Source organism: Micromonospora sp. CNZ285 (genome assembly GCF_004637285.1).
Genome location: NZ_SPQD01000001.1, coordinates 6,230,950 through 6,255,334 on the forward strand (window position 1 = coordinate 6,230,950; position 24,385 = coordinate 6,255,334).

Here is a 24,385-nt window from a genome sequence, read left to right on the forward strand (position 1 = left end):
CGGGTCGTACCCGATCAAGGAGAGCGACATGATCGACCACCGCAGGCTCGGCCGGGACCTGGAGCTGTTCGTCTCCGACCCGCTCGCGGGCGCCGGGCTGCCGATCTGGCTGCCGGCCGGCGCCGCCGCCCGGCACGCCGTCGAGGAGTACGTCCGGGAGTTGGAGCGCCGGGCCGGCTACCAGCACGTCTACTCGCCGCCGCTCGGTAAGCGGGAGCTGTTCGAGCTGTCCGGGCACCTGGGCTACTTCGCCGACGACATGTTCCCGCCGATGCGGCTGAGCGCCGACGACGAGTTCGTGCTGCGCCCGGCGCTCTGCCCGCACCACGCGCTGGTGTTCCGCGCCCGCGGCCGGTCCTACCGCGAGCTGCCGCTGCGGGTCGCCGAGCTGGGCGGCATGTACCGGGCGGAGCGTTCCGGGGTGCTCGGCGGGCTGTCCCGGGTGCGGGCCATCTCGCTCAACGACGCGCACAACTTCTGCGCCCTGGAGCAGGTCGGTGACGAGGTCCGCGAGATCCTGCGGCTGATCGGCGAGGCGCACGCCGCGCTCGGCGTCCGTCCCGCCGGGTTGCGGTTGTCGCTGCGCGGGCCGGACCAGCGGTACGTGGGCGACGACGCCGGCTGGGCGCGGGCCGAGGACCTGCTCCGCGCCGCGCTCGACGGGGTGGACGTCGTCGAGGCGCCGGGGGAGGCCGCGTTCTACGGCCCGAAGATCGACATTCAGATCGTGGACGCGGCCGGCCGGGAGTCGACCATCTCCACCGTCCAGCTCGACTTCGACAAGCCGGAGCGGTTCGACCTGTCGTACACCGACTCGGACGGCCGCCGGAAACGGCCGGTGATGGTGCACCGCAGCCTCGTCGGCAGCATGGAGCGGCTGTTCGCGTACCTGATCGAGGTGCACGAGGGCGCGTTCCCGGCCTGGTACGCCCCGGTGCAGTTGCTGCTGCTCCCGGTCGACGCGGCGCAGGCCGACGCGGCCGTCGGGCTGGCCCGCCGGGCCGAGGCGGCCGGGCTGCGGGTCGAGGTGGACCACGCCGGTTCGCTGGGTGCCCGGATCCGGGACGCGTCCCGCCGCCGCGTCCCGTACACCGGGGTTCTCGGCGCCCGGGAGGCGGCCGACGGTTCGGTCTCGCTGCGCCTGCGCGACGGCCGGGTGCTCGACCCGATGCCCGCCAGGCAGGCGCTGGGCCTGATCGGCGCGGTGGTCGCGAGCCGGTCGGCGGCGCTGCTCCCGGCCTGACCCCGGCCCGTCCGGGTGCCGGTGATGCACCCGGACGGGGACCGGTGCCGGACCTGTGGCCGGGTCCACGTCAGTTCCCGACCGGCGTGCCGGCGCCGGCCCGCATCCCCGGCGGGCCGGCCGGGGCGGGCGCCGGCACCTCGTCTTCGATGACCGCGCCGCTGAACTGCGCCCGGTAGAGCCGGGCGTACGCGCCACCGGCGGCGACGAGCTGGTCGTGGGTGCCCTGCTCGACGATCCGGCCCTGCTCCATCATCAGGATCAGGTCGGCGTCGCGGATCGTGGAGAGCCGGTGCGCGATGACGAAGCTCGTCCGGTCCGAGCGCAGCGCCGCCATGGCGCGCTGGAGCAGCACCTCGGTCCGGGTGTCCACCGAGCTGGTCGCCTCGTCCAGGATCAGCAGCGACGGCTCGGCCAGGAACGCCCGCGCGATGGTGATGAGCTGCTTCTCCCCGGCGCTGACGTTGCTGCCCTCCTCGTCGATCACCGTGTCGTAGCCGTCCGGCAGGCTGCGGACGAACCGGTCCACGAACGTCGCCCGGGCGGCGGCGAGGATCTCCTCCTCGGTGGCGTCCGGCCGGCCGTAGGCGATGTTGTCCCGGATGGTCCCGCCGAACAGCCAGGTGTCCTGGAGCACCATGCCGATCCGGCCGCGCAGGTCGTCGCGGCGCATCGTGGCGATGTCCACGCCGTCCAGCGTGATCCGCCCGGCGTCCAGCTCGTAGAACCGCATGACCAGGTTGACCAGCGTGGTCTTGCCGGCGCCGGTGGGACCGACGATGGCGACCGTGTGCCCCGGCTCGGCGACCAGCGACAGGTCGTCGATGAGCGGCTTCTCCGGGTCGTACCGGAAGGAGACGTGCTCGAACTCGACCCGCCCGTGCGGGTCGGCGATCCGGGCCGGCGCGGCCGGGTCGGGGCTCTGCTCGTCGGCGTCGAGCACCGCGAAGACCCGCTCGGCCGAGGCCACCCCGGACTGCAGCAGGTTGGCCATCGACGCGACCTGGGTGAGCGGCTGGGTGAACTGCCGCGAGTACTGGATGAACGCCTGCACGTCACCGAGGCTCATCGAGCCCGACGCCACCCGCAGGCCGCCGACCACGGCGATCGCCACGTAGCTGAGGTTCCCGATGAAGAACATCGCCGGCATGATCAGCCCGGAGACGAACTGCGCGCCGAATCCGGCCCGGAACAGTTCCTCGTTCTTGGCGTGGAAGGCGGCCTCGACCTCCTTCTGCCGGCCGAAGACCTTCACCAGCTCGTGCCCGGTGTACGCCTCCTCGATCTGCCCGTTCAGCTCGCCGGTGTGCTTCCACTGGGCGATGAACTTGCCCTGCGACCGCTTGGCGATCTGACCGGTGACCACCACCGACAGCGGCACCGCGACGAGCGCGACGACAGCCAGCAGCGGCGAGATCCAGAACATCATCGCGAGTACGCCGACGACGGTGAGCAGCGACGTGAGCAACTGGCTCAGCGTCTGCTGGAGCGTCTGCGACACGTTGTCGATGTCGTTCGTGACCCGGCTGAGCAGTTCACCGCGGGGCTGCTTGTCGAAGTAGGGCAGCGGCAGCCGGTTGAGCTTGTCCTCCACGTCGGCGCGCAGCGTCAGCACCGTGCGCTGCACCACGCCGTTGAGGACCCAGCCCTGCGCCCACTGGAGCATGCTCGCGCCGACGTAGAGCACCACGGCGAACGCCAGCACCCGGCCCAGCGCGTCGAAGTCGATGCCGGCGCCGGGGATCACGTCCATCCGGGCCAGCATGTCGGCGAAGTTGCCGTTGCCCTCGGCGCGGGCCGCCTCCGCCGCCGCCTCGGTGGTGGTGCCGGGCGGAAGCTGCCGCCCGATCACCCCGCTGAAGATGATGTCGGTGGCGTGGCCGAGCACCTTCGGCCCGATGACGCTGAGCCCGACGCTGGCCAGGGCCAGCGCGAGCACGCCGGTGAGCTGGAGCCGGTACGGCCGCAGCCGCGCCAGCAGCCGGCGGGCCGACGGCCCGAAGTTCATCGCCTTCTCGGCCGGCATGCCCATGCTCATGTGCGGCGGGCCGCCAGCGGGGCGCCGGCCGGCCGGAGGCAGCCGCGTCGGCTCGTTCTTCTGCTGCGGAACCGGCGGCGTCCCGCCGTTCCCCCCGGTCGGCGCGCTCACGCTGTGCCCCCGTTCGTTCGCGACTGCGGGGCTCGCAGCCCCGGCTCACTCCTCGCGCTCACGCGGCCACCTCCGCCGTCTGCTGCGACGCGACGATCTCGGCGTACGTGGGGCAGCTCTCCAGCAGTTCCTCATGTCGTCCCATCCCGACGACACCCCCGTCCTCGAGCACGATGATCTGGTCGGCGTCGACGATCGTGGAGACCCGCTGGGCCACGATCACCACCGCCGCGTCCGCGGTGACCGGCTTGAGGGCGGCCCGCAGCCGGGCGTCCGTGCCGAGGTCGAGCGCGGAGAAGGAGTCGTCGAAGAGGTAGATCTCCGGTTTGCGGACGAGCGCGCGGGCGATGGCCAGGCGTTGCCGCTGGCCGCCGGAGACGTTTGTGCCGCCCTGTGCGATCGGTGCCTCCAGCCCGCCCGACATCTCGGCGACGAAGTCGCGCGCCTGGGCGATCTCCAGCGCGGCCCACAGGTCCGCGTCGGTGGCGTCCGGGTTGCCGTAGCGCAGGTTGCTGGCGACGGTGCCGGTGAACAGGTACGGCCGCTGGGGCACCAGCCCGATCCGCCGCCACAGCTCGTCCGGGGCCAGGTCCCGTACGTCCACGCCGTCGACCAGGACGGCGCCGGCGGTCGGGTCGACCAGCCGGGGGATGAGCGTCAGCAGCGTGGTCTTGCCGGCGCCGGTGGAGCCGATGATCGCGGTGGTGCGGCCCGGCTCGGCGCGGAACGAGATGTCGTGCAGGACCGGGGCGCTCGCGCCCGGGTACTGGAATCCGGCGCCGCGTAGTTCCAGTTCGCCCCGGCCGGTGACCTCGGTGACCGGGTCGGTGGCCGGCACCACCGACGAGTCGGTGTCCAGCACCTCCTCGATGCGCTCGGCGCAGACGGCGGCCCGGGGCACCATCATCAGCATGAAGGTGGCCATCATGACCGCCATCAGGATCTGCATCAGGTACTGCAGGAACGCGGTGAGCGCGCCGACCTGGATCTGACCGGAGTCGACCCGTGCGGCGCCGAACCAGAGCACCGCGACGCTGGAGACGTTCAGCACCAGCATCACGATCGGGAAGATCAGCGCCTGGAGCCGCCCGATCCGCAGCGCGGTGGTGGTCAGGTCGGTGTTGGCGACCCGGAACCGGTCGGTCTCGTACGGCTCACGGACGAACGCCCGGACCACCCGGATGCCGGTGATCTGCTCGCGCAGCACCCGGTTGACGGTGTCGATCCGGGTCTGCATGAGCCGGAAGCCCGGCACCATCCGGCGGATGATCAGGCCCAGGGCCACGGCCAGCACCGGTACGCAGACCAGCATCAGCCAGGAGAGCCCGACATCCTCGCGCAGCGCCATCACCACGCCGCCGACGCTCATGATCGGCGCGGCGACCAGCATGGTGCAGCTCAGCAGCACCAGCATCTGCACCTGCTGGACGTCGTTGGTGTTGCGGGTGATCAGCGACGGCGCCCCGAACCGGGCGACCTCGCGGGCGGAGAAGCTGTTGACGCGCCGGAAGATCGAGCCGCGTACGTCGCGGCCGAACGCCATCGCGGTCTTCGCGCCGAAGTAGACGGCGGCGATGGAGCAGGCGATCTGGAGCAGGCTGACGAGCAGCATCCACCCGCCCGTACGCAGGATCTGGTCGGTGTCGCCGACGGCGACGCCGCGGTCGATGATGTCGGCGTTCAGGCTGGGCAGGTAGAGCGAGGCGATCGTGCCGACGAACTGGAACGCCACCACGGCGGCCAGCCATCGTCGGTACGGGCGCAGATGTGTGCGGAGCAGGCGGATCAACACAGATGGCTCCCCGTTGGCGGCTCGGTGTCGGACTCGCTGTCCCGGTTCAACCGACGGAGGTCCCCGTCGGACATGCCGGTGATGATTTCGATCAGGAACTGGCGGATCACCGCCCGGTTGGCCGGGTCGGCGTCGACCGACGTCAGCGGCCGGTCGCTGTGGATCATGTCGCTGATGGCGCGGGCGTGTTCGCCGCCCTTGTCGGTCAGCGTGAGCCGCACCGTGCGGCGGTCCTCCGGGTCGCGGCGGCGGCTGACGAAGCCGTCGCGTTCGAGGGTGTCGACGATGCCGGTGAGCGTGGCGGGCCGGACGAAGCACAGCTCGGCCATTTCCCGGTGGCTCACGTCGCCGGCCCGGAGGAGGATCATCAGGACCCGCATGCCGGCGGACGTGAGCCCGTGTTCGGCGAGGTACCGCCCCCAGTGCTGTTCGACCACGTGGCCGGCGATCGAGATCAGGCGGCCGAGTGGCGCGTGGTGCAACGCGTCGGGGAAGCGGACGAGCGGGCCCATGTTCACGAGCGTCAGATTAGCTCCCGAACCATCAGGGCCCAAACTAATTCTGAGAATCTCCTCAGCCGCGGTCGGCGCGGGCGCGTGGCGGCTCGTCCGGGGCGGTGGCGACGTACTCCCGCATCACTTCGGTGACCTCGCGCAGGAACGCCGTGGTGGCCTCGGCCTGCTCGGGGGTGAGCCGGGCGACCGCCCGGTCGACGCCGACGAGCATCGGCCGCAGCGCCTCCAGCACCTCGCCGACGGCGCTCCCGGTCACCTGGAGGCTGAGCCGCCGCCTGTCGTGCGGGTGCGGGGTCCGGGCGACGTGACCGGCCCGCACGAGCCGGTCGACCAGCGTGGTCGCCGAGGCGGACCGGATGCCGAGCCGGTTGCCCAGCTCGACCGGGCCCAGCGGCTCCGGGCTGGAGACCAGGTGGTCGATCGCGGCGGCGTCGGTCGCGTTGAGGCCCAGGCGGCGGGCCAGCGCGGCCCGGGTGTCACCGGCCAGGCGCAGCACGTCGCGCAGCGCGCGGGAGGCCTCGCTGCTCGGCGGCGCGACCCGCGCGGACTCTCCGGTTGACGGCACCCCCTCCATGGGATAAAGCTAGCATCTCAGGTAGCTAGAAAATCTAGCTAAAGGGGGGAGGGCGCCATGCGCGGCGACGGGCGCGGACGCTGGTTCGGGCTGCTGGCCATCAGCCTCGGCGTAGCGATGATCATCGTGGACGCCACCATCGTGAACGTCGCGGTGCCGCAGATCATCCGCGACCTCGACATCACCTCCACCGACGCGCAGTGGGTGCAGGAGGCGTACACCCTGGTCTTCGCCGCGTTGCTGCTGGTCGCCGGCCGCTTCGCCGACCGGTCCGGACGGCGGCGGATGTTCCTGGTCGGCGTCACCGTGTTCGTGGTCGCCAGCGTGCTCGCGGCGCTCGCCGGCTCCGGCGAGACGCTGATCGCCTCGCGGGTGCTCCAGGGCGTCGGCGGGGCGATGATGCTGCCCACCTCGCTCTCCCTGCTCAACGCCAACTTCACCGGCCGGGAGAAGGGCATCGCGTTCGCCGTCTGGGGCTCCACCATCGGTGGCGCGGCGGCGCTCGGGCCGCTGCTCGGCGGCTGGCTCACCACCACGTACTCCTGGCGGTGGGCCTTCGGCATCAACGTCCCGGTCAGCCTGGCCGTGATCGTGGCGACGCTCGTGCTGGTGGCCGAGTCCCGCGACGAGCGGGCCGAGCGCGGCCTGGACCTGCTCGGCGCGCTGCTCTCGGTGATCGGCATGACCGGCGTGGTCTTCGCGCTGATCGAGGGCCGCACCTACGGCTGGTGGGAGCGGGAGCGGCCGTTGCGCCTGTTCGGGCTCGACTGGACCGCGTCGATCTCGCCGGTGCCGGTGGCCGCGCTGGTCGGCCTCGTCGCGCTCGGGATCTTCCTGGCCCAGCAGGTACGCCGCAACCGGGCCGGCCGTCCCGCACTGCTCGACCTGTCGCTGTTCGGCATCGGCTCGTTCCGCAACGGCATCCTGGCCGCCGCGATCGTCAGCCTCGGCGAGTTCGGCCTGCTGTTCGCGCTGCCGCTGTGGTTCCAGAACGTGCTCGGCTACAGCGCCTTCCGCACCGGTCTGGCGCTGCTGCCGCTGGCCGTCGGCAGCTTCCTGGCCAGCGGCTCGGCGCGCCGCTGACCCAGCGCTGGGGCGCGGCCCGGGTGGTCCAGCTCGGCGTCGCCGCCGAACTGGTCGGCGTGGCCGGGCTCGGGTTCGTGGTCGCGCCGGACACCAGCTGGTGGGCGCCGCTGGGCTTCCTGTTCGTGTACGGCGTCGGCGTCGGCCTGGCCACCGCCCAGCTCACCGGCGTCTCCCTGTCGCAGGTGCCGGTACGCCGCAGCGGCCAGGGCTCGGGCCTGCAGAGCACCGCCCGGCAGGTCGGCTCCGCGCTCGGCATCGCGGTGCTCGGCACCGTCCTCTTCGCCGGCCTCGGCGGGATCCTCGGCGACCGCCTGGCCGACCAGCCCGGACTCACCCCCGCCCAGCGGGACCAGGTGGTGAGCGCGGTCAAGGAGAGCGCCGGTGCGGCGATCGGCGGCCTGGAGGCGGACCCGCGTACCGCGCCGATCGCCGAGGAGGCGAAGCAGGCGTTCTCCGAGGCCACCCGGTACGCCGCCTTCGCGGGCGCCGGATTCCTGCTGATCGGCCTGGTCGCCTGCCTGCGCCTGCCGACGGTGCGCGCCGAGGAGACCGGGGACTCCCCACCGGCCGAGACGGAGCCGGCCCGGGCCTGAGCCGGCGTCCCGCCGGCCCTCGTCCCGGCGGGCCACCGGGTCGGCCCGGGCGGCCCGGGTGGGCGGCGGGTCATCCGCCGAGGGCCACCGCCAGCGCCGCGGCCACGAAGACGACCTGGAGCACGGTACGGACGCCGAGCGGCGTCACCGGGCGCCCGGCGAGCGTGAGGCGCCGCCGTGCGGCCGACACGTTGGCCGGGAACATGGCGAGCATCAGCAGTGCCAGCCCGGCCGCCGCCGGGCGCGCGGTGGCCGGGAACAGCAGGGCGAGCGCGCCGGCGAGTTCCAGTACGCCGGTGACGGTGACCAGGAGATCGGGCCGGGGCAGCGCCGGCGGGACCATCGCGATCAGGTCGGCTCGGCGGGACGCGAAGTGGGCCACGCCGGTCAGCACGAACATCAGCGCCAGCCCCACCCGCAGCGCGGGGTGCCACCCGTCCAGGGCGTCCACGCCGAGCAGGCCGGCGATCCGGGCCAGCGCGGTGCCGGCGAGGAGTGCGATCAGGGGTGCCATTGTCGATCCCTCCGACGAACATCTTGTCGCTGACAAGATTGCGTCGACGGGTGCCATCTTGTCAATGACAAGTTAGGGTGACGGCATGGCCTCGTACCACCACGGCGACCTCCGCCGCGTCCTGCTGAGCACCGCCGCCGAGGCGATCGCCGAGTCCGGACCGGCCGCGCTGAGCCTGCGTGAGCTGGCCCGGCGCGCCGGGGTCTCGCACGCCGCGCCGGCGCACCACTTCGGCGACAAGGCCGGGCTGCTCACCGCGCTCGCCACCCAGGGCTTCGACCTGCTCGCCGACGCGCTGCGGCAGGCCGGGGACACCCTGCTCGACACCGGTGTCGCCTACGTCGGGTTCGCGGTGCGGCACCGGGCGCACTTCGACGTCATGTTCCGGCCCGAGCTGTACCGGGCCGACGATCCGGAACTGGTCGCCGCCCGCGCCCGCTCCGGCGACGTGCTGCGCGAGGGGGTGGCCCGGCACACCGGGCGGGAGCCGGACGCCGACGCGCTCGCCGCCTGGTCGATCGTGCACGGCTTCGCCACGCTCTGGCTCTCCGGCGCGCTGCCGCCACGGGTGGGCGACGACCCGGAGGCCGCCGCCCGTACCGTGATCAGGAGGTTGTTCGACTGAGCCGGCCGGGCGTCACCAGCTCGTCGGCAGCGGCATCCCCTCGGTGTACCCGGCGGCGCTCTGCACGCCGACGAGCGCCCGCTCGTGGAACTCCTCCAGGCTGCGCGCGCCCGCGTACGTGAACGCGCTGCGTACCCCCGAGATGATCTCGTCGATCAGGTCCTCGACGCCGGGCCGGTTCGGGTCCAGATACATCCGGGCCGAGGAGATGCCCTCCTCGAAGATCGCCTTGCGGGCCCTGTCGAACGCGCTGTCCTCGGCCGTACGGGCGCTCACCGCGCGCGACGACGCCATGCCGAAGCTCTCCTTGTAGCGCCGCCCGTCGGCGTCGGTGTAGAGGTCACCGGGGGACTCGTAGGTGCCGGCGAACCAGGAGCCGATCATCACGTTCGAGGCGCCCGCCGCGAGCGCCAGCGCCACGTCGCGCGGGTGGCGTACGCCGCCGTCGGCCCAGACGTGCCGCCCCAGCGAGCGGGCCGCCGCCGCGCAGTCGAGCACCGCGGAGAACTGCGGGCGCCCCACGCCGGTCATCATCCGGGTGGTGCACATCGCACCCGGGCCGACGCCGACCTTCACGATGTCCGCGCCCGCGTCCACCAGGTCGCGTACGCCGTCGGCAGTCACCACGTTCCCGGCCGCCACCGGCACCGGCGGGTCCAGCCGGCGGACCGCCCGCAGCGCCTGGAGCATCCGCTCCTGGTGCCCGTGCGCGGTGTCCACGACGAGCGTGTCCACCCCGGCCTCCAGCAGCGCGGCGGCCTTGCCGGTGACGTCGCCGTTGATGCCCACGGCGGCGGCGACGCGCAGCCGCCCCCGGTCGTCGGTGGCCGGCTTGTACAGCGTGGCGCGCAGCGCGCCCTGCCGGGTCAGCACGCCGACCAGGCGGCCGTCGTCGTCCACCACCGGCGCGAGCCGCCGCCGGCCCGCCGACAGCCTGTCGAATCCGGTACGCGGGTCCGCGTCCGCCCCGACGGTGTGCAGCTCGGTCGACATGACGTGCCGGAGCTGGGCGAAGCGGTCCACCCCGACGGTGTCCGCCTCGGTGACCACGCCCATCGGCCGACTGTCCGCGTCGACCACGACCACCGCACCGTGCGAGCGCTTCGGCAGCAGGTGGATGGCGTCGCCGACGGTGTCGGTCGGGCCGAGCGTGATCGCCGTGTCGTGCACCAGGTGCCGCTGCTTGACCCAGCCGACCACGTTGGCGACGACCTCGATCGGGATGTCCTGCGGGATCACCGCCACCGCGCCGCGCCGGGCCACGGTCTCGGCCATCCGCCGGCCGGCGACGGCCGTCATGTTCGCCACCACGAGCGGGATCGTGGTGCCGGTCCCGTCGGTGGTGGCCAGGTCGACGTCGAGCCGGGAGCCCACCTCGGACCGGTTGGGCGCCATGAAGACGTCGTTGTAGGTCAGGTCGTGCGCGGGGACCGCGCCGTGAAGGAACCGCACCCGGCCATCATTCCCGCCCGGCGGCGCTCCCGCCCCCGGTGGTGGCTCAAACCACCCGGCCCCGCGCTGTCAAGAAGGGCCCCTTCTCTGCCTCGGGCGTTGAGAAGGGGCCCTTCCTTACGCCTCAGGCGATGGTGCAGATCGCGGCGCCGGACGTGATCACCGCGCCGACCTCGGCCGCGAGCCCGCTCACCGTGCCGGCCTTGTGCGCGTGCAGCGGCTGCTCCATCTTCATCGCCTCCAGCACCACGACCAGGTCGCCCTCGGCCACCTCGTCGCCGTCGGCGACGGCGATCTTCACGATCGTGCCCTGCATCGGGGAGGTGAGCGTGTCACCGCTGACCGCGGCGCCCGCCTTGCCCCCGCCACCCCGGCGGGCCGGCTTCTTCGCGGCGGGCGCGGCTGCCGCCGTACCGGCGCCGAGCCCGGCGGGGAGGACGACCTCCAGCCGCTTGCCGCCCACCTCGACCACGACGGTCTCGCGCTCGGCGGGCTCGTCGGCGGCGCCGGCGGTGGCGGTGAAGGCCGGTACGGTGTTGTCCCACTCGGTCTCGATCCACCGGGTGTGCACCGTGAACGGCTCGGCGGTGAACGCCTCGTCGCGGATCACCAGGCGGTGGAAGGGCAGCGCTGTCGCCATGCCCTCGACCACCATCTCGTCGAGCGCCCGGCGGGCCCGCTCCAGCGCCTCGGTACGCGTCTCGCCGACGATGATCACCTTGGCGAGCAGCGAGTCGAAGTTGCCGCCGATCACGTCGCCGGCCGAGATGCCGGTGTCCACCCGCACGCCTGGCCCGGAGGGCAGGCGCAGCGCGGTGACGGTGCCCGGTGCGGGCAGGAAGTTGCGGCCCGGGTCCTCGCCGTTGATCCGGAACTCGATGGCGTGCCCGCGCGGCGTCGGGTCCTCGGTGAAGCGCAGCTTCTCGCCGTCGGCGATGCGGAACTGCTCACGCACCAGGTCGATGCCGGCGGTCTCCTCGGTGACGGGGTGCTCGACCTGGAGCCGGGTGTTCACCTCCAGGAAGGAGATCGTGCCGTCCGCGCCGACCAGATATTCCACGGTGCCGGCGCCGTGGTAGCCGGCCTCCCGGCAGATGGCCTTGGCGCTGTCGTGGATCTGGGCCCGCTGGGCGTCGGTGAGGAACGGCGCGGGCGCCTCCTCGACAAGCTTCTGGTGCCGGCGCTGCAGCGAGCAGTCCCGGGTGCCCACCACGATCACGTTGCCGTGCTGGTCGGCCAGCACCTGCGCCTCGACGTGGCGCGGCTTGTCCAGGTAACGCTCGACGAAGCACTCGCCCCGGCCGAACGCGGCGACCGCCTCGCGGGTGGCCGACTCGAACAGGTGCGGGATCTCCTCCATGGTGCGGGCGACCTTGAGGCCGCGCCCGCCACCGCCGAACGCGGCCTTGATGGCGACCGGCAGGCCGTGGTCGACGGCGAACGCCATCACCTCGTCGGCGTTCGCGACCGGGTCCGGGGTGCCGGGCACCAGCGGCGCGCCCGCGCGCTGCGCGATGTGCCGGGCGGTCACCTTGTCGCCGAGGTCGCGGATCGCCTGCGGGGTGGGGCCGATCCAGGTCAGCCCGGCGTCGATGACGGCCTGGGCGAAGTCGGCGTTCTCGGAGAGGAAGCCGTAGCCGGGGTGCACCGCGTCGGCGCCGGAGCGGGCCGCCACGTCGATCAGCTTGTCGATGCGCAGGTAGCTGTCGGCGGCGGTGTCACCGCCGAGCGCGTACGCCTCGTCGGCGAGCGTGGCGTGCAGGGCGTCCCGGTCGGAGTCCGCGTAGACGGCGACGCTGGCCAGCCCGGCGTCGCGGCAGGCGCGGATGACGCGGACGGCGATCTCGCCGCGGTTGGCGATGAGAACCTTGCGCACCTTGTGGCTCCTCCCGGGAGGTCGTTGCCGGGAGTTTAGCGGCCGAGCTGCGGGGCCTAACGATCGCTCAGTGTGGGATGCGGCACTGTAGTCAAACTTGGTTATTACGCTTGTCCCGTGTCGGCGACGCGGATGATGATTCTCGGCCTGGTCAGGTGGATGCAGCCGGTGCACGGCTACGACGTGCGCCGCGAGCTGCTCAGTTGGAGCGCGGACAAGTGGGCGAACGTGCAACCGGGCTCGATCTACCACGCGCTGCGCAAGCTCACCGACGAAGGGCTGCTGCGGACCGTCTCGGTCGAGCAGGTGGGCGCCCGTCCGGCGCGCACCACGTACGAGGTGACGCCGAAGGGAGAGGACGAGTTCGAGACGCTGCTGCGGGCGCAGTGGTGGCAGGTCCAGGAGCCACCTGACCCGTTCGTCGCGGCGTTCTCCTTCCTGCCGGCGATGCCCCGCGACGAGGCCGCGGCGGCGCTGCGCAACCGGGCGAACCTGCTCCGGGCCGGGGTGGAGTCGATGCGGGCCTCGCTCGACTCGGACTGGGTACGCACCCGCAAGCCGGTGCACGTCGGGTGGATGTTCGAGCTGTGGCTGGCCCGCGCCGAGGTGGAGACGGCATGGTGCGAGCGGATCGCGGAGCGGATCGAGTCGGGAGTGTCGTACCTGCCCGATGGGATGGAGCGGGCCGAGGGCTGGTCGGGCTGGTCCGACGGGTCTCGATGACACGACATAATCAACGTTGACCAAAAGAGCTATATCGCGTTAGCCTCGGCGGGAATCGCGGGGGATTCGTGCGTCCTCGCGGACGATCGGCGGCCGGTCAGGTCCGCCCGGACGACCAGGAGCAGAAATGATCGAGACCAGGGGGTTGCGGAAGTCGTACCGCTCCCGCGCGGGTCGCGAGACGAAGACCGTGGACGCGGTCCGCGGCGTCGACCTCGACGTCGCAGCGGGGGAGATCTTCGGCTTCCTCGGGCCCAACGGCGCGGGCAAGACCACCACGCTGCGGATGCTCGCCACGCTCATCGAGCCGGACGGCGGCGAGGCCACAGTGGCCGGTGCTGACCTGCGCAAGGACCCGGCCGAGGTGCGCCGCCGGATCGGGTACGTGGCCCAGGGCGGCAGCACCTGGGACGAGTCGAGCGCCCGCGAGGAACTGGTGCTCCAGGCCCGCCTCTACGGCATCGGCAAGGCCGAGGCGCACCGCCGTGCCGAGCGCGCGCTCGAAGCCTTCCAGCTCACCGAGTACGCCGACCGCAAGTGCAAGACCTACTCCGGCGGCCAGCGCCGGCGCGTCGAGATCGCGCTCGGCATCATCCACGAACCGAAGATCGTCTTCCTGGACGAGCCGACCACCGGCCTCGACCCGCAGAGCCGCGCCCACATGTGGGACGAGATCCGCCGGCTGCGTACCGAGGGGATGACCGTCTTCATCACCACGCACTACCTGGACGAGGCGGACGCGCTCTGCGACCGCATCGCGATCATGGACCACGGCGAGGTGGTCGCCGAGGGCACACCGGCCGAGCTGAAGCGGGAGATCTCCGGCGAGGTGGTGATCGTCGGCCTGGACGCCCCGAGCACCCCGCGCGCCGCCGAGCTGCTCGACACCGAGGCGTACGTGAGCAAGCTGGAGACCGTCGACGAGGGCGGCCTGCGCCTCTACGTCGACGAGGGCGCCACCGCCATCCCGCAGGTGCTGCGCCGTCTCGACCACGCCGGGCTGGACCTGCGCTCGATCGAGCTGCACCGCCCCAGCCTCGACGACGTCTTCCTCACCAAGACCGGCCGCTCGCTGCGCGAGTCCTGACCCCCGGAGAAGCTGTCATGAAACTCGCCCGCGACACCTGGCTGATCTTCCAGCGCCAGACGCAACTGCTGCTGCGCAACCCGGTGTGGATCTTCGTCGGAGTCTTCCAGCCGGTGATGTACCTGCTCCTGTTCGCCCCGCTGCTCAAGCCCGCGCTGAACGCGCCCACCCAGGCCGCCGCGTACAAGATCTTCGTACCCGGCCTGCTCGTTCTGCTGGCCATCTTCGGCGGCCTGTTCCAGGGCTTCGGCCTGATCGCCGAGCTGCGCGCCGGCGTGATCGAGCGCTCCCGGGTCACCCCGGTCAGCCGGCTCGCCCTGCTGCTCGGCCGCTCGCTGCGCGACGTGGTCTCGCTGATCGCGCAGGCGATCATCATCACGCTGCTGGCGCTCGCGTTCGACCTGCGCGTGTTCATCGGCAACCTGCTCCTGGCGTACCTGATGCTCGCCCTCATCGCGCTGATGACCTCGGCCGTCTCCTACGGCATCGCGCTCAAGGTCAAGAGCGAGGACGCGCTCGCCCCGCTGATGAACACCGTCGCGCAGCCGGTGCTGCTGCTCTCCGGCATCCTGCTGCCGCTCACCTTCGCCCCCGGCTGGCTCCAGGGCGTGGCCAAGTGGAACCCGTTCTCCTGGGCGGTCGAGGGCACCCGCGCGCTGTTCAACGGCGACCTCGGCAACGACCGGGTCTGGCAGGGCCTCGGCATCATCGCGGTACTCGCCGCCGCAGGCGTTTTCTGGGCCGCCCGCCAGTTCGCCCGCAGCGTCCGCTGAACAGGGGAGACCTACCTCTCAGCAAGGGCGGGGCACCGGCCGGGCGCGCGTAGCGTGAGGCCGGTGCCCCGCCTCACCCGTGACCGGATCACCTGGCTGACCTACGCCCAGCTCGGTCTCTGGGGCTTCTTCCTCTACGGGTTCGGCCCGGTCGTCCCCCTGCTCCGCGACGAACAGGGCACCAGCGCCGCCGTCGCCGGCCTGCACAGCACCGGCATCGCTGTGGGCGCGCTCGTCGGCGGCGCGCTGTTCGCCCCGGCCGCCCGCCGCCTCGGCCGCGGCCCGGCCATCTGGCTCGGCCTCGCCGGCGTCGCCGCCGGCGTGACCGCGCTCGGCCTGCTCCGCCCGCTGCCGGCCACGCTCGCCGCCGTCGCGGTCATCGCCACCTTCGGCATGATGGTCGTCAGCGGCGTGAGCGTCGTGCTCACCGCCCGGCACGGCCCCACCGCCCCGGCCGCGCTCACCGAGGCCAACGCGGCCTGCGCCGGCATGGGCATCCTGGCGCCGCTGACCATCGGCGCCACCGTCGACGCCGGTCTCGGCTGGCGGCCGCTGATGGCCGTCGAGGTCGGGCTGATCACGCTGGTCGCGCTCGCCGCCCTGACCTTCCGGGTATGCGGGCCGCGACGCGCCCCCGCTGACGCGGCTGCCGGCACACCCGTCCCCGTGGCCGCCGCCACCCGGGTGCCCGCCGTCCCCGCTCCCGGGCTTTCCGAGGCCGTCGTGCCCGCTCCCGTCGTGCCCGCCTCCGGTGCCGTCGTCCCCGCTCACTCCGTCCCGGCTCCGGCCGGTCCCGCCTCCGGGGAGCCTGTTTCCTCCGGCTCCGGTGCGGCGGGGCGGCTGCCGCGTGCGTACTGGATCGCCTGGGTCTTGATGTCCGTCACCGGGTCGATCGAGGTCTGTTTGTCGCTGTGGACAGCCGACGTGCTGCGGACCCATGCCGGGCTGAGCGCGGGCGGGGCGTCGGCGGCGGTCGCTGCGATCGTCTGCGGCATGTTCGCCGGCCGGCTCGCCGGTGGCCGGGCCGCGTTGCGCTGGGCGCCGGTGCCGCTGCTGCTCGGCGCGCTCACCGTCTCGATGGCCGGGTTCGCGCTGTTCTGGGGCAGCACCGTCGGTTGGCTCGCGGTCACCGGGCTGGTCGTGCTCGGGCTCGGCAACGCGCTGCACTACCCGTTGGCGATCTCGATCGCGCTGGCCGTCGCCGGTCCGGCCGCCGACAAGGCGGCGGGCTGGTCCGCGTACTCGATGGGTGTGGGTTTCGGGATCGCGCCGGTGGCGCTCGGGTGGGTGGCCGACGGGGTCGGCCCGCACCCGGCGTTCCTGCTGCTGCCCGTGTTCATCGCGGTCGCGGTGCTGCTGACGGTGCGGCTGGGCCGTGCCCTGCCCGCGCCGGTCCGCGCGGCTTGATCGACTCCACTACGGCGAGGTGGCGGCTTCCGGCGGTCAGGGATACCGCCACCACGGGGAGGTTGTGTTCGGCCGGCTCAGAGCACCCGGGCGAGCGTGACCCCGTCGGCGATCGGCAGCATGACCGCCTCGACGCGGACGTCCGCGATGACCGCGTCGTTGAACGCGGCGATCGCCCGGTCGTCGGCGTTGCGCGGGGCGAGCACCCGGCCGTCGCGCAGCGTGTTGTCGACGGCGATCACCGCGCCGGGGCGCATGCGGGGCACCAGCTCGTCCCAGTAGATCGGGTAGCCGACCTTGTCCGCGTCGATGAACGCGAAGTCCAGGTAACGCTCGCGGGGCAGTTCGCGCAGCGTCTCGGCGGCCGGGCCGATGCGCAGCTCGATGCGGTCCTGCACACCGGCGCGCTGCCAGTAGCGCCGGGCCACGCCCGTGTACTCCTCGGAGATGTCGAAGCAGGTCAGCCGGCCGCCCTCGGCCAGCCCTCGGGCGATCGCCAGCGAGGAGAGGCCGGTGAACGTGCCGACCTCGACCGCCTGCCGTACGCCGAGCAGCCGGGTCAGGAACGTCAGGAACGCGGCCTGTTCGGGCGCGACCTGCATGACCGCCTCGGCGGGCAGGGCCGCCCGGGTCTCCTCGGCCAGCTCCTGGACGATCTCGTCCGGGGCGGACCCGTGGGCCACCAGGTAGGCGTGCAGTTCCGGGGTGAGCGGCAGCGGCTTCGTGGTCATGTCCGGACGTTAGCCGAGATGTTCGATCTCCTGGCCCCCGGGCGCGATCTTCGTCCACAGGTCGACGATGCTCAGCTCCACCTCGGCGAGCAGCCGGCGCAGCAACGGCAGGGACAACCCCACCACCGTGCCCGGATCACCCTCGATCCCGGTCAGGAACGCCCCGCCCAGCCCGTCGATGGTGAACGCGCCCGCCACGGCCAGCGGCTCGCCCGTCGCCACGTACGCGGCGATCTCGTCGTCGCTGATGTCGGCGAAGTGCACAGTGGTGGAGGCGACGGCCTCGGCGCGGGACTCGTGGGTCACGTCGATCAGGGAGTGCCCGGTGTGCAGGACGCCGCTGTGCCCGCGCATCCGCTGCCACCGCCGGGTGGCGTCCGCCGCGTCATCGGGCTTGCCGAGGATCTCGCCGTCGAAGGCGAGTACCGAGTCACAGCCGAGCACCAGCGTGCGCTCGTCCGGCGAGGGCCGCAGCCGATCGCGTACCGCCTGGGCCTTCAGCCGCGCCAGCTCCAGGCACAGATCCTCGGCCCGATCGCTCACCACCTGCGACTCGTCCACGCCGCTGACCAGCACATCCGGCTCGATCCCGGCGGCCTGGAGCAACTTGCGGCGGGCGGGGGACTGCGAGGCGAGCACGAGGCGCACCGGTACGGAGGTCGACACCCCGCCGACGCTACCGGCTGACCCTCGGCGGCGGGTCGTCGGCACGTCGGCGGCGCCGCCAGAACAGGTATCCGCCGCCCGCCGCCACCAGCACACCGAGGGTGGCGAGCCCGCGTACGGTCGCGCTGCCGTCGTCGCCCTTATCGGGTGCTGCCTCCGCCGACGCCGGTGGCGTGACGTTGGAGGACTCGAAGCCGAGCGGCGGTACGTCGGCGGTGAGCGCGGCGACCAGGTCGATGACTCCGTAGCCGTACTGGTCGTCGCGACCGGGTGGTCCCTTGTCGACGGCGGTGGCGGTCAGCCGGTGGGCGACTTCCTGGGCGGGAAGGTTGGGGTACTTGGAGCGGATGAGAGCAGCAGCCCCGGCAACGATCGCAGTCGCGCTGGACGTTCCCGTGCCCTTCGAGTACTTGCCGTCGTAGCTGGTGCTGTAGATATCGACAGCAGGCGCAACCACATCAATCTCAGGACCAGTGGCCGAGATTGGGGCGTGGAGCCCGGACTTGTCGATGCCGCCCACACCGATAACGCCGGGCTCAGACGCGGGGTAGCCGACAGTCGGATCCTCTGGTTGATTGCCGACCGCAGCAACTACGACGATCTCCGCTTCTAGCGCTGATCGAATAGCGCCTTGCAGTCGGCTGGTTGCCCCTGCTACTGCCGAGATGCTGATTACGTCAGCGTGGTTAGCAACCGCCCATTCCACACTCGCCGCCAGATCGTCTGGGATTCCCCTGCCGTTAACGAGTCGGGTGCGGATTGGCAGCAGTTTAGCCCTTGGCGCCACGCCGAGGGCACCACTGTTATCAGGCCGCCCGTGCGCCGCAATTAGACCAGCCATAGAGGTGCCGTGTCCGTCTTGGTCTTGTCGACCATCCCCTTCGTTCGAAAGGTCGGTACCGGCAAGCAGGTTCCCCCTCAAGTCCGGATGCGGGTCGATCCCCGTGTCCGGGACTGCAACGGTTACTCCCTCACCCTCATTAATTGCGTGAGCTGCTGCTGCATTGAGGTATTGAAGGTGCCACTGGTCCTGACGAACATTTGGAGCCGTTGCTGCCGTTGGTGCGGCCAAGACGGAGCTGGCTAGGCAGGCGGATGCTAAGCGAATTATCAGGGAGGGGCTCATCATCGATCGAGGCCGATTGCGGGTCCCGGATCTGACGGGCGGTCATCGGGTGGGCGCATGACAGGATCGACGCCCTCGGCGACCTGCCAAGGATCGTCGGGGTCCCACGTTCTCTCATCGGTTGCGGCATGAGGTTTGGCCCTTGTCGTGGGCGTATTGAAGCTCGCCGGACCAAAAGCTGCCGAACCGGGGCCTCCTCCCAGAGGCATGGCGCCGGAAGTGCCGGAAGACGGCAATCTCCCCGTGCCCGGTCGAGAACCGGCACCTCCAGTTGGGGCAGTTCCCGCCCCTCCTCCACCAATCACGCCACCCACCGGATTGACTCGTCGTCCACCCGTGCCGCCATTCGCAGGTGGCAGCCCAGCTGCTAGGCCTCCACCGATGACGCCGCCGATGGGCGCTGACTTGCGCGGAGGGGGTGGCGATCCGCCCGAGAATCGTCCCGGCGGGATGTCCCCGGGTGTGGTGGGCGATGGCGGTTTGAGGGTCGAACCGGTGATCGGAGCGATTGGCGGGGTGAAGGCTCCGCCGCCGGTCGGTCCAACGGAACCTGGGTGCGGCGGTAGGCCGGGTACGGCGCTAGGTGTTTGAGGGGCGACGCCGGTGCCGATGCCGCCGAGGAGAGGTCCTCTGTTCGCTTCGGTTGAAATGGCTGCAGGAGGAGTCGCGGGCTTGGTGCGGTCTTGAGGATTAACGGAGACGGATGTCGGCACCGGAACTACAGGGGGAATTATTGGTGCCGAAGCAGCGTAAGTGTCTGGGTCTTCAGTCTGGCGCGGAAGCTTTGGTCTAGGTGGCGGCTGGCGGAGCATGACCTGGGCGTGCTGGAGTTCGCCGCTCAGCCCCGTCATTAACCCGCGTGCCCGTACGTTCAACTGCTCCAGGTCGTCGTCCGTCACCGGGGGCCGCTCCGGCAACCGGCTGCCCGCCACCGCCTTCGGGTCGGCGATCGTCGCCTCGTACGCCTGCTTCTGCCGCAGCTTCTTCGCGTACTCCTCGTGCAGCGGTTGCAGCTCGGCCCGCGCGCTGCCGATGGCGCGGGCGGCGGCCGCCAGCGCGTCGTAGTTCGCGGCGGCGGCGTCGTGGGTGCGCTGTACGCGCTCGATGAGCTGGTCGAGTTCGGCGATGTACGCCCGCGCGGCGGCGTTGGTCTCCGGCGGCCACGCCTCGGCCAGGCCGCGCCGGTATTCGCGCAGGCGGCTCAGGTGGGCCAGGGCGAGGTCGCAGACCTTGCGCCAACCGGCGACCTGCTTCCACTGGCCGGCGGTGTCCTGGTCCTGCACACACGCCCACATGCTGAGGACGTCCATCAGCCGCCAGTCGGTCAGCCCGGAGGTGCGCCCGCTGCCCCGTTCGATCACGGCAGGATCACCCGGCTCTGTTCGGGGGCGGTGGGGTCGGCCAGTGGTGGCATCGGGCGGGCGACGGTGGCGGAGGGGCCGGCGAGCGCCCGTTCCACGTCGGCCACGCGGGCCGAGGAGAACGCGTCGGCGTCGCCGTAGCGGGCGGCGATCCGCCCGGCGGCGTCGGCGAGCCGCCCGGTCGCCGGTGCGAGATCCCACACCGCGCTCACCGCCGCGGTCTGGGTGTCGTGGTGGGCCTGGAGGAACTGGACCAGCTCGATGAAGGCGTCCGCCGGATTGGGCACCGGCGCCTTCATGTCGTCGGCGATGTAGGACAGGTGCGGCGAGTAGTTGCGCGTCACCTCGTCCTGGAGTCGGTCGGCGAACTCCCGCATCTGTCGGATGTCGGCCTCGATGCCGCCGTAGCCGCGCAGCCAGCCGGCTGGCTGGTTGTCCTCCGGGATCATCGGAGCCTCCTGCCCGTCACCACACGGTTTCCCTGAGTGAGGTTAATGGCTCGACGTGGATCCCGGCAGCCCCGTCCGGCGCCGCGAACGGGGGGAGGACCTCAGCGGGGCAGACCGGAGGCCCGCCACGCGCCGGGGCCGGCGATCGGCCCGGCCAGGGCGGGCCGCGCGCTGCGCGCCCACTGCGACACGGGGGCCGGCGCGGCGGCCTGGGCCGGGCGGGTGCGCACCACGATCGCGCCGACCAGAGCGGCCAGCTCCTCGGCGGTGGGCACGCCACGGACGATCCGGAACAGCGGCTCCTCGGCAGACATGACCCCAGGGTACGCGTCGCGAATTCGACCTTCGCCGTACAGTGGCGTGCCGACGGTGTGGGCGTCGCAGCGGCCGGGTACGGTTTCTGCGATGTCGAACGCGCTCCCCCAACTCGTCGCCGACCGGTACCGGCTTCTCACGCCGCTCGGCCAGGGCGGCATGGGCCGCGTCTGGAAGGCGCGGGACGAGGTACTGCACCGGGACGTGGCCATCAAGGAACTGGTCCCGCCCCCCGGCCTCACCCCGGAGGAGCGCCGCGAGATGCGCGAGCGCTCACTGCGTGAGGCGCGGGCGATCGCCCGCCTCAACAACATCAACGTGGTCCGCATCTTCGACGTGCTGCGCACCGACGGCGACCCGTGGATCGTCATGGAGTACGTGGCGTCGAAGTCGTTGCAGGACACCATCGCCGAGGACGGCCCGGTCACCCCGGCCAAGGCGGTCGAGATCGGTCTCGGCGTGCTGAACGCGCTGAAGGCCGCGCACAAGGCCGGCATCATGCACCGCGACGTCAAGCCGGGCAACGTGCTGCTCGGCGAGGACGGCCGCGTGGTGCTCACCGACTTCGGCCTGGCCACCATCCCCGGCGACCCGAACGTGACGCGCACCGGCATGGTGCTGGGCTCGCCCGCGTACATCTCTCCGGAGCGCGCCCGCGACGGCACTGCCGGCCCGGAGGCGGACCTCTGGTCGCTCGGCGCCACGCTCTACGCGGCGGTCGAGGGCAAGTCGCCGTACGCGCGCCCGTCGGCGATCGCCACGCTCGCCGCGCTCGCCACCGAGCCGATGCCGCCGCCGCGCAACGCCGGGCCGCTCAAGCCCGTACTCCAGGGCCTGCTGCGCAAGGACCCGGACGAGCGGATCACCGCCGAGGTGGCCGAGCGCATGCTGCGCAAGGCCGCCGGCCGGCGGGCCAAGAGCATCTCGCTGCTGGACGGCGTACGCCGGCCCGGGCCGAACGGCCCGCGTGTGCCGCGCCCGCCGCTGGTGCCCGCGCCGCGCCCGGCCGACCAGGCCGAACGCGCCGCGTCCGGGGTCGCCGCAACCGGGGGTACGGCGGCAGCCGCCGACCCGACGGCGAAGGTGCCGGCGCCCACCTCGGACGCCGGTCCCACCGCGAAGGTGACCCCGCCGGTCGCCGATCCGACGGCGAAGCTCGACCCGGCGCCGTCGGCCGACGAGACTCTTGTGGACGACGAGGCGCGGGTGGACGGCGTCGACCCGGCGCTGGACGAGACGCGGCTCGACGGCGAGCCCGTCACCGACGCCCCGGCGCCGGTCAGCCCGGCCGTGACCGGCTCCGCGCCGGTCAGCCCGGCTCCCGCTCCCGCCGATCCCGCGCCGTCGACCGGCCGGGCGACGGTGCTGCCGGTCGAGAAGTCCGCGCCGAACCGTCGCAACCTGCTGATCGGCGCGCTGGTCCTGCTGCTGCTCGTCGGCCTGGTGGTGGCCGTGCCGCTGCTGAACAACGGTGACGACGGCGACGGCGGTGAGCGGACGGCCGGCACCTCGGTGTCGGCGGCGCCGCCGCCCGCGCCGAGCGAGAGCGCGTCGCCGAGCGCCCCGGCGACCAGTGCGTCGGCCAGCCCCACGCCGTCGGCCAGCCCGTCGGCCTCGGGGTTCACGCTGCCGGCCGGGTGGCGTCTCTACACCGGCCCGAACGGCTTCAAGGTGCCGATCCCGGAGAACTTCCAGGCGCGGGTGGGCCGGGACAACGTCGTGCTCTACGAGGTCGGCGGCAGTCGGCGGGTGCTGTTCATCCAGTGGACGCCCTCGCCGGAGAAGGACGCGTACGCCGACTGGAAGAGCAAGGAATCGTCCCGGCGCAACTACGTCCGGAACTACGAGTACGTCAGCATCACCAAGTGTGACCCCTACTTCCGCACCTGCGCCGACTGGGACTGGCTGGAGACGCGCAACGGCGACACCCGCTTCCACGTGCGTAACCGGGGTGTGGCGACGGCCAGCAACAGGGGCTTCGCGTTGCGCTGGGAGGTGCCCGCGAAGGACTGGGACGCCAACCTGGCCAACTGGGAGATCATCACCAAGGGCTTCGTGCCGGACCGCGAGAACTGACCGGGAATCCCGCCGGTCACGAAACTCGCTCGCATGGCTTTCCGTCCTCGGGGGTATGAATCCCTCCGACGACGGAAGGAGGCGCGACATGGGTTACCGACGGAGGTACACCGGCCCGCGGCTGGCACTGTGGATGCTCGTTGCGCTCGGCGACGTCGTACTGCTCCTGATCAGCGCCGGCCTGTCCGCGCCGGTCGCGGTCCTCGGCGTGCTGACGCTCACCGTCGCCGGTGTGGCGGCATGGCGCCTGACGCGCCGCACGCCGGTGCCCGTCCCGGCCACCGCGCGCCGCAGAGCCTGATTCCGGTACGACGACAGTGGGACCGCCTCGTGAGGAGGCGGTCCCACTTGTGTCGCACGTACGTCAGGCGGTGTTGTTCGCCAGCGCGATCAGCCGGCTGCGGTCACCGTTCCAGTAGTTGCGGTCGACGTTGCCGCTGATCCCGGAGACGGCGCCGGTGCTGGTGTACTGCCAGAAGCTCCACACCGGGGCGCCGGCCGGCAGCGTGCCGGGCGCGCTGGCCCAGCGGGCGAGCCACAGCGGGTGGTTGGCCCACGGGCCGGTCCAGCTGCCCGTGCACTGGTTCCACCAGCTCGTGGTGGTGTAGATGACCGCGTACCGGCCGGTGCGGGAGCGGTAGGTGTTCAGGAAGTCCTGGATCCAGTTGCGCATGCCGGTGGTGCTCAGGCCGTAGCAGTAGCCGCCGCTGTACGGGTTGCCCTCGATGTCCAGCGCGGCGGGCAGCGTACGGCTGTCCGCCGACCAGGCGCCACCGTTGCTGGCCAGGTAGTTGGCCTGGGTCGAGCCGGCGGAGATGTTCGGCCGGGCGAAGTGGTACGCCCCGCGGATCACTCCGGCGTTGTACGCGTTGACGTAGTTCGCGTTGAAGTTCGGGTCCTTGTAGCTCGTACCCTCGGTGGCCTTGATGAAGGCGAACTGGATGCCCGAGTTGCGCACGCTGGTCCAGTTGATGCTGCCCTGGTACCGGGAGACGTCGATCCCGGGCGTGGTCGCGGCGGCGGCCGGTCCGGCGGTCGCCACGAGGGCCGCGGCCGCGGTGGCGGCGGCGGCCAGGCCGGCGGCGAGAAGCCGGCGTACGGAGAATCTGGTGCTGGGCATGGTTGCCTCCAGAGGGACGTCCGTCTATTGACGCCCATCTTTGGAGCTTAGTGCCCTAGATCGCAATAGGGGGAAAGGAAATTTTCATCGACGGTCGTCGTTCGCCCAGGTGGCGCGACGGGTGCGGATCAG

The 24,385-nt window shown here is 72.1% G+C and carries 22 protein-coding genes and 1 pseudogene; 9 read left to right on the forward strand and 14 right to left on the reverse strand.

Annotated features, from left to right (window positions below; all coding sequences use genetic code 11):
• Positions 1-28: 28 nt before the first annotated feature.
• Positions 29-1,243: a threonine--tRNA ligase gene (gene thrS / locus CLT75_RS28875; RefSeq protein ID WP_135243307.1), complete on the forward strand. Its 1,215-nt coding sequence runs from the start codon at positions 29-31 to the stop codon at positions 1,241-1,243.
• Positions 1,244-1,313: 70 nt separating this feature from the next.
• Here thrS and CLT75_RS28880 read toward each other — a convergent pair whose 3' ends face one another.
• From CLT75_RS28880 to CLT75_RS28895, 4 genes are all read right to left on the reverse strand, one after another.
• Positions 1,314-3,392, reverse strand: a complete 2,079-nt coding sequence (locus tag CLT75_RS28880) for an ABC transporter ATP-binding protein (RefSeq protein ID WP_135243308.1) — start codon at positions 3,390-3,392, stop codon at positions 1,314-1,316.
• A gap of 58 nt (positions 3,393-3,450) precedes the next feature.
• Positions 3,451-5,184 (reverse strand): ABC transporter ATP-binding protein, encoded by a 1,734-nt coding sequence (locus tag CLT75_RS28885; RefSeq protein ID WP_135243309.1) that lies wholly within the window; start codon positions 5,182-5,184, stop codon positions 3,451-3,453.
• Positions 5,178-5,696 (reverse strand): MarR family winged helix-turn-helix transcriptional regulator, encoded by a 519-nt coding sequence (locus tag CLT75_RS28890; protein ID WP_135243310.1) that lies wholly within the window; start codon positions 5,694-5,696, stop codon positions 5,178-5,180. The genes CLT75_RS28885 and CLT75_RS28890 overlap by 7 nt, the downstream gene beginning before the upstream one ends.
• A 61-nt stretch (positions 5,697-5,757) precedes the next feature.
• Positions 5,758-6,273, reverse strand: coding sequence for a MarR family transcriptional regulator (locus tag CLT75_RS28895; protein WP_135243311.1), 516 nt, complete (start codon positions 6,271-6,273; stop codon positions 5,758-5,760).
• Positions 6,274-6,330: 57 nt separating this feature from the next.
• Here CLT75_RS28895 and CLT75_RS28900 point away from each other — a divergent pair.
• Positions 6,331-7,952, forward strand: a pseudogene (locus tag CLT75_RS28900) (DHA2 family efflux MFS transporter permease subunit).
• Between the two features lie 70 nt (positions 7,953-8,022).
• Here the strand turns inward: CLT75_RS28900 and CLT75_RS28905 are convergent.
• Complete coding sequence (locus CLT75_RS28905) at positions 8,023-8,466, reverse strand: DoxX family membrane protein (RefSeq protein ID WP_135243312.1); 444 nt, start codon at positions 8,464-8,466, stop codon at positions 8,023-8,025.
• Positions 8,467-8,551: 85 nt separating this feature from the next.
• On the opposite strand from CLT75_RS28905, the gene CLT75_RS28910 reads away from it, so the two are divergent.
• Positions 8,552-9,091 (forward strand): TetR/AcrR family transcriptional regulator, encoded by a 540-nt coding sequence (locus CLT75_RS28910; RefSeq protein ID WP_135243313.1) that lies wholly within the window; start codon positions 8,552-8,554, stop codon positions 9,089-9,091.
• A 12-nt stretch (positions 9,092-9,103) separates the two neighbouring features.
• Here the strand turns inward: CLT75_RS28910 and CLT75_RS28915 are convergent, their stop codons facing one another.
• Positions 9,104-10,543 (reverse strand): GuaB1 family IMP dehydrogenase-related protein, encoded by a 1,440-nt coding sequence (locus CLT75_RS28915; RefSeq protein ID WP_135243314.1) that lies wholly within the window; start codon positions 10,541-10,543, stop codon positions 9,104-9,106.
• Positions 10,544-10,667: 124 nt separating this feature from the next.
• Positions 10,668-12,419: an ATP-binding protein gene (locus tag CLT75_RS28920; RefSeq protein WP_135243315.1), complete on the reverse strand. Its 1,752-nt coding sequence runs from the start codon at positions 12,417-12,419 to the stop codon at positions 10,668-10,670.
• 132 nt (positions 12,420-12,551) lie between these two features.
• On the opposite strand from CLT75_RS28920, the gene CLT75_RS28925 reads away from it, so the two are divergent.
• The 4 genes from CLT75_RS28925 to CLT75_RS28940 all read left to right on the forward strand — a co-directional run bounded on the left by CLT75_RS28925 (position 12,552) and on the right by CLT75_RS28940 (position 16,409).
• Positions 12,552-13,142: a PadR family transcriptional regulator gene (locus CLT75_RS28925; protein WP_135244175.1), complete on the forward strand. Its 591-nt coding sequence runs from the start codon at positions 12,552-12,554 to the stop codon at positions 13,140-13,142.
• A gap of 127 nt (positions 13,143-13,269) precedes the next feature.
• The gene (locus tag CLT75_RS28930; RefSeq protein ID WP_135243316.1) at positions 13,270-14,229 is read left to right on the forward strand and encodes an ATP-binding cassette domain-containing protein; all 960 of its coding nucleotides are present in this window, start codon (positions 13,270-13,272) and stop codon (positions 14,227-14,229) included.
• 17 nt (positions 14,230-14,246) lie between these two features.
• A complete protein-coding gene (locus CLT75_RS28935; protein WP_013284036.1) occupies positions 14,247-15,002 on the forward strand; it encodes an ABC transporter permease in 756 nt (251 codons plus the stop codon).
• 63 nt (positions 15,003-15,065) lie between these two features.
• Positions 15,066-16,409 (forward strand): MFS transporter, encoded by a 1,344-nt coding sequence (locus CLT75_RS28940; RefSeq protein ID WP_135243317.1) that lies wholly within the window; start codon positions 15,066-15,068, stop codon positions 16,407-16,409.
• 77 nt (positions 16,410-16,486) lie between these two features.
• Here the strand turns inward: CLT75_RS28940 and CLT75_RS28945 are convergent, their stop codons facing one another.
• The 6 genes from CLT75_RS28945 to CLT75_RS28970 all read right to left on the reverse strand — a co-directional run bounded on the left by CLT75_RS28945 (position 16,487) and on the right by CLT75_RS28970 (position 21,056).
• A complete protein-coding gene (locus tag CLT75_RS28945; RefSeq protein ID WP_091330207.1) occupies positions 16,487-17,140 on the reverse strand; it encodes an O-methyltransferase in 654 nt (217 codons plus the stop codon).
• 9 nt (positions 17,141-17,149) lie between these two features.
• Positions 17,150-17,806, reverse strand: a complete 657-nt coding sequence (locus tag CLT75_RS28950) for a Maf family nucleotide pyrophosphatase (RefSeq protein ID WP_135243318.1) — start codon at positions 17,804-17,806, stop codon at positions 17,150-17,152.
• A gap of 10 nt (positions 17,807-17,816) precedes the next feature.
• Positions 17,817-18,932, reverse strand: a complete 1,116-nt coding sequence (mycP, locus tag CLT75_RS28955; protein WP_135244176.1) for a type VII secretion-associated serine protease mycosin — start codon at positions 18,930-18,932, stop codon at positions 17,817-17,819.
• The gene (locus CLT75_RS32830) at positions 18,932-20,293 is read right to left on the reverse strand and encodes a hypothetical protein (RefSeq protein WP_167796982.1); all 1,362 of its coding nucleotides are present in this window, start codon (positions 20,291-20,293) and stop codon (positions 18,932-18,934) included. Before CLT75_RS32830 ends, mycP begins: the two co-directional genes overlap by 1 nt.
• On the reverse strand, positions 20,290-20,742 hold the full coding sequence (locus CLT75_RS28965; protein WP_121684324.1) for a hypothetical protein: 453 nt from the start codon (positions 20,740-20,742) through the stop codon (positions 20,290-20,292). Before CLT75_RS28965 ends, CLT75_RS32830 begins: the two co-directional genes overlap by 4 nt.
• Before the next feature lie 101 nt (positions 20,743-20,843).
• Positions 20,844-21,056, reverse strand: a complete 213-nt coding sequence (locus CLT75_RS28970) for an acyl-CoA carboxylase subunit epsilon (RefSeq protein WP_120571644.1) — start codon at positions 21,054-21,056, stop codon at positions 20,844-20,846.
• Between the two features lie 91 nt (positions 21,057-21,147).
• On the opposite strand from CLT75_RS28970, the gene CLT75_RS28975 reads away from it, so the two are divergent.
• Together CLT75_RS28975 and CLT75_RS28980 are read left to right on the forward strand one after the other, a co-directional pair.
• Complete coding sequence (locus tag CLT75_RS28975) at positions 21,148-23,133, forward strand: serine/threonine-protein kinase (RefSeq protein ID WP_135243319.1); 1,986 nt, start codon at positions 21,148-21,150, stop codon at positions 23,131-23,133.
• Positions 23,134-23,221: 88 nt separating this feature from the next.
• Positions 23,222-23,434 carry a hypothetical protein gene (locus CLT75_RS28980; protein WP_091047495.1) on the forward strand — a complete coding sequence of 71 codons (213 nt, stop codon included), beginning with the start codon at positions 23,222-23,224 and terminating at the stop codon, positions 23,432-23,434.
• Between the two features lie 63 nt (positions 23,435-23,497).
• Here the strand turns inward: CLT75_RS28980 and CLT75_RS28985 are convergent, their stop codons facing one another.
• Positions 23,498-24,253, reverse strand: a complete 756-nt coding sequence (locus CLT75_RS28985) for a GH25 family lysozyme (protein WP_135243320.1) — start codon at positions 24,251-24,253, stop codon at positions 23,498-23,500.
• Positions 24,254-24,385 lie beyond the last annotated feature (132 nt).

Bases quoted from the DNA above. Each gene is read 5' to 3' on its own strand.
- thrS (WP_135243307.1), top strand. From the start codon at position 29: ATGATCGACCACCGCAGGCTCGGCCGGGACCTGGAGCTGTTCGTCTCC.
- CLT75_RS28890 (WP_135243310.1), bottom strand. From the start codon at position 5,696: ATGGGCCCGCTCGTCCGCTTCCCCGACGCGTTGCACCACGCGCCACTC.
- CLT75_RS28895 (WP_135243311.1), bottom strand. From the start codon at position 6,273: ATGGAGGGGGTGCCGTCAACCGGAGAGTCCGCGCGGGTCGCGCCGCCG.
- CLT75_RS28905 (WP_135243312.1), bottom strand. From the start codon at position 8,466: ATGGCACCCCTGATCGCACTCCTCGCCGGCACCGCGCTGGCCCGGATC.
- CLT75_RS28910 (WP_135243313.1), top strand. From the start codon at position 8,552: ATGGCCTCGTACCACCACGGCGACCTCCGCCGCGTCCTGCTGAGCACC.
- CLT75_RS28925 (WP_135244175.1), top strand. From the start codon at position 12,552: ATGATGATTCTCGGCCTGGTCAGGTGGATGCAGCCGGTGCACGGCTAC.
- CLT75_RS28930 (WP_135243316.1), top strand. From the start codon at position 13,270: ATGATCGAGACCAGGGGGTTGCGGAAGTCGTACCGCTCCCGCGCGGGT.
- CLT75_RS28935 (WP_013284036.1), top strand. From the start codon at position 14,247: ATGAAACTCGCCCGCGACACCTGGCTGATCTTCCAGCGCCAGACGCAA.
- CLT75_RS28945 (WP_091330207.1), bottom strand. From the start codon at position 17,140: ATGACCACGAAGCCGCTGCCGCTCACCCCGGAACTGCACGCCTACCTG.
- mycP (WP_135244176.1), bottom strand. From the start codon at position 18,932: ATGAGCCCCTCCCTGATAATTCGCTTAGCATCCGCCTGCCTAGCCAGC.
- CLT75_RS28965 (WP_121684324.1), bottom strand. From the start codon at position 20,742: ATGATCCCGGAGGACAACCAGCCAGCCGGCTGGCTGCGCGGCTACGGC.
- CLT75_RS28970 (WP_120571644.1), bottom strand. From the start codon at position 21,056: ATGTCTGCCGAGGAGCCGCTGTTCCGGATCGTCCGTGGCGTGCCCACC.
- CLT75_RS28975 (WP_135243319.1), top strand. From the start codon at position 21,148: ATGTCGAACGCGCTCCCCCAACTCGTCGCCGACCGGTACCGGCTTCTC.
- CLT75_RS28980 (WP_091047495.1), top strand. From the start codon at position 23,222: ATGGGTTACCGACGGAGGTACACCGGCCCGCGGCTGGCACTGTGGATG.
- CLT75_RS28985 (WP_135243320.1), bottom strand. From the start codon at position 24,253: ATGCCCAGCACCAGATTCTCCGTACGCCGGCTTCTCGCCGCCGGCCTG.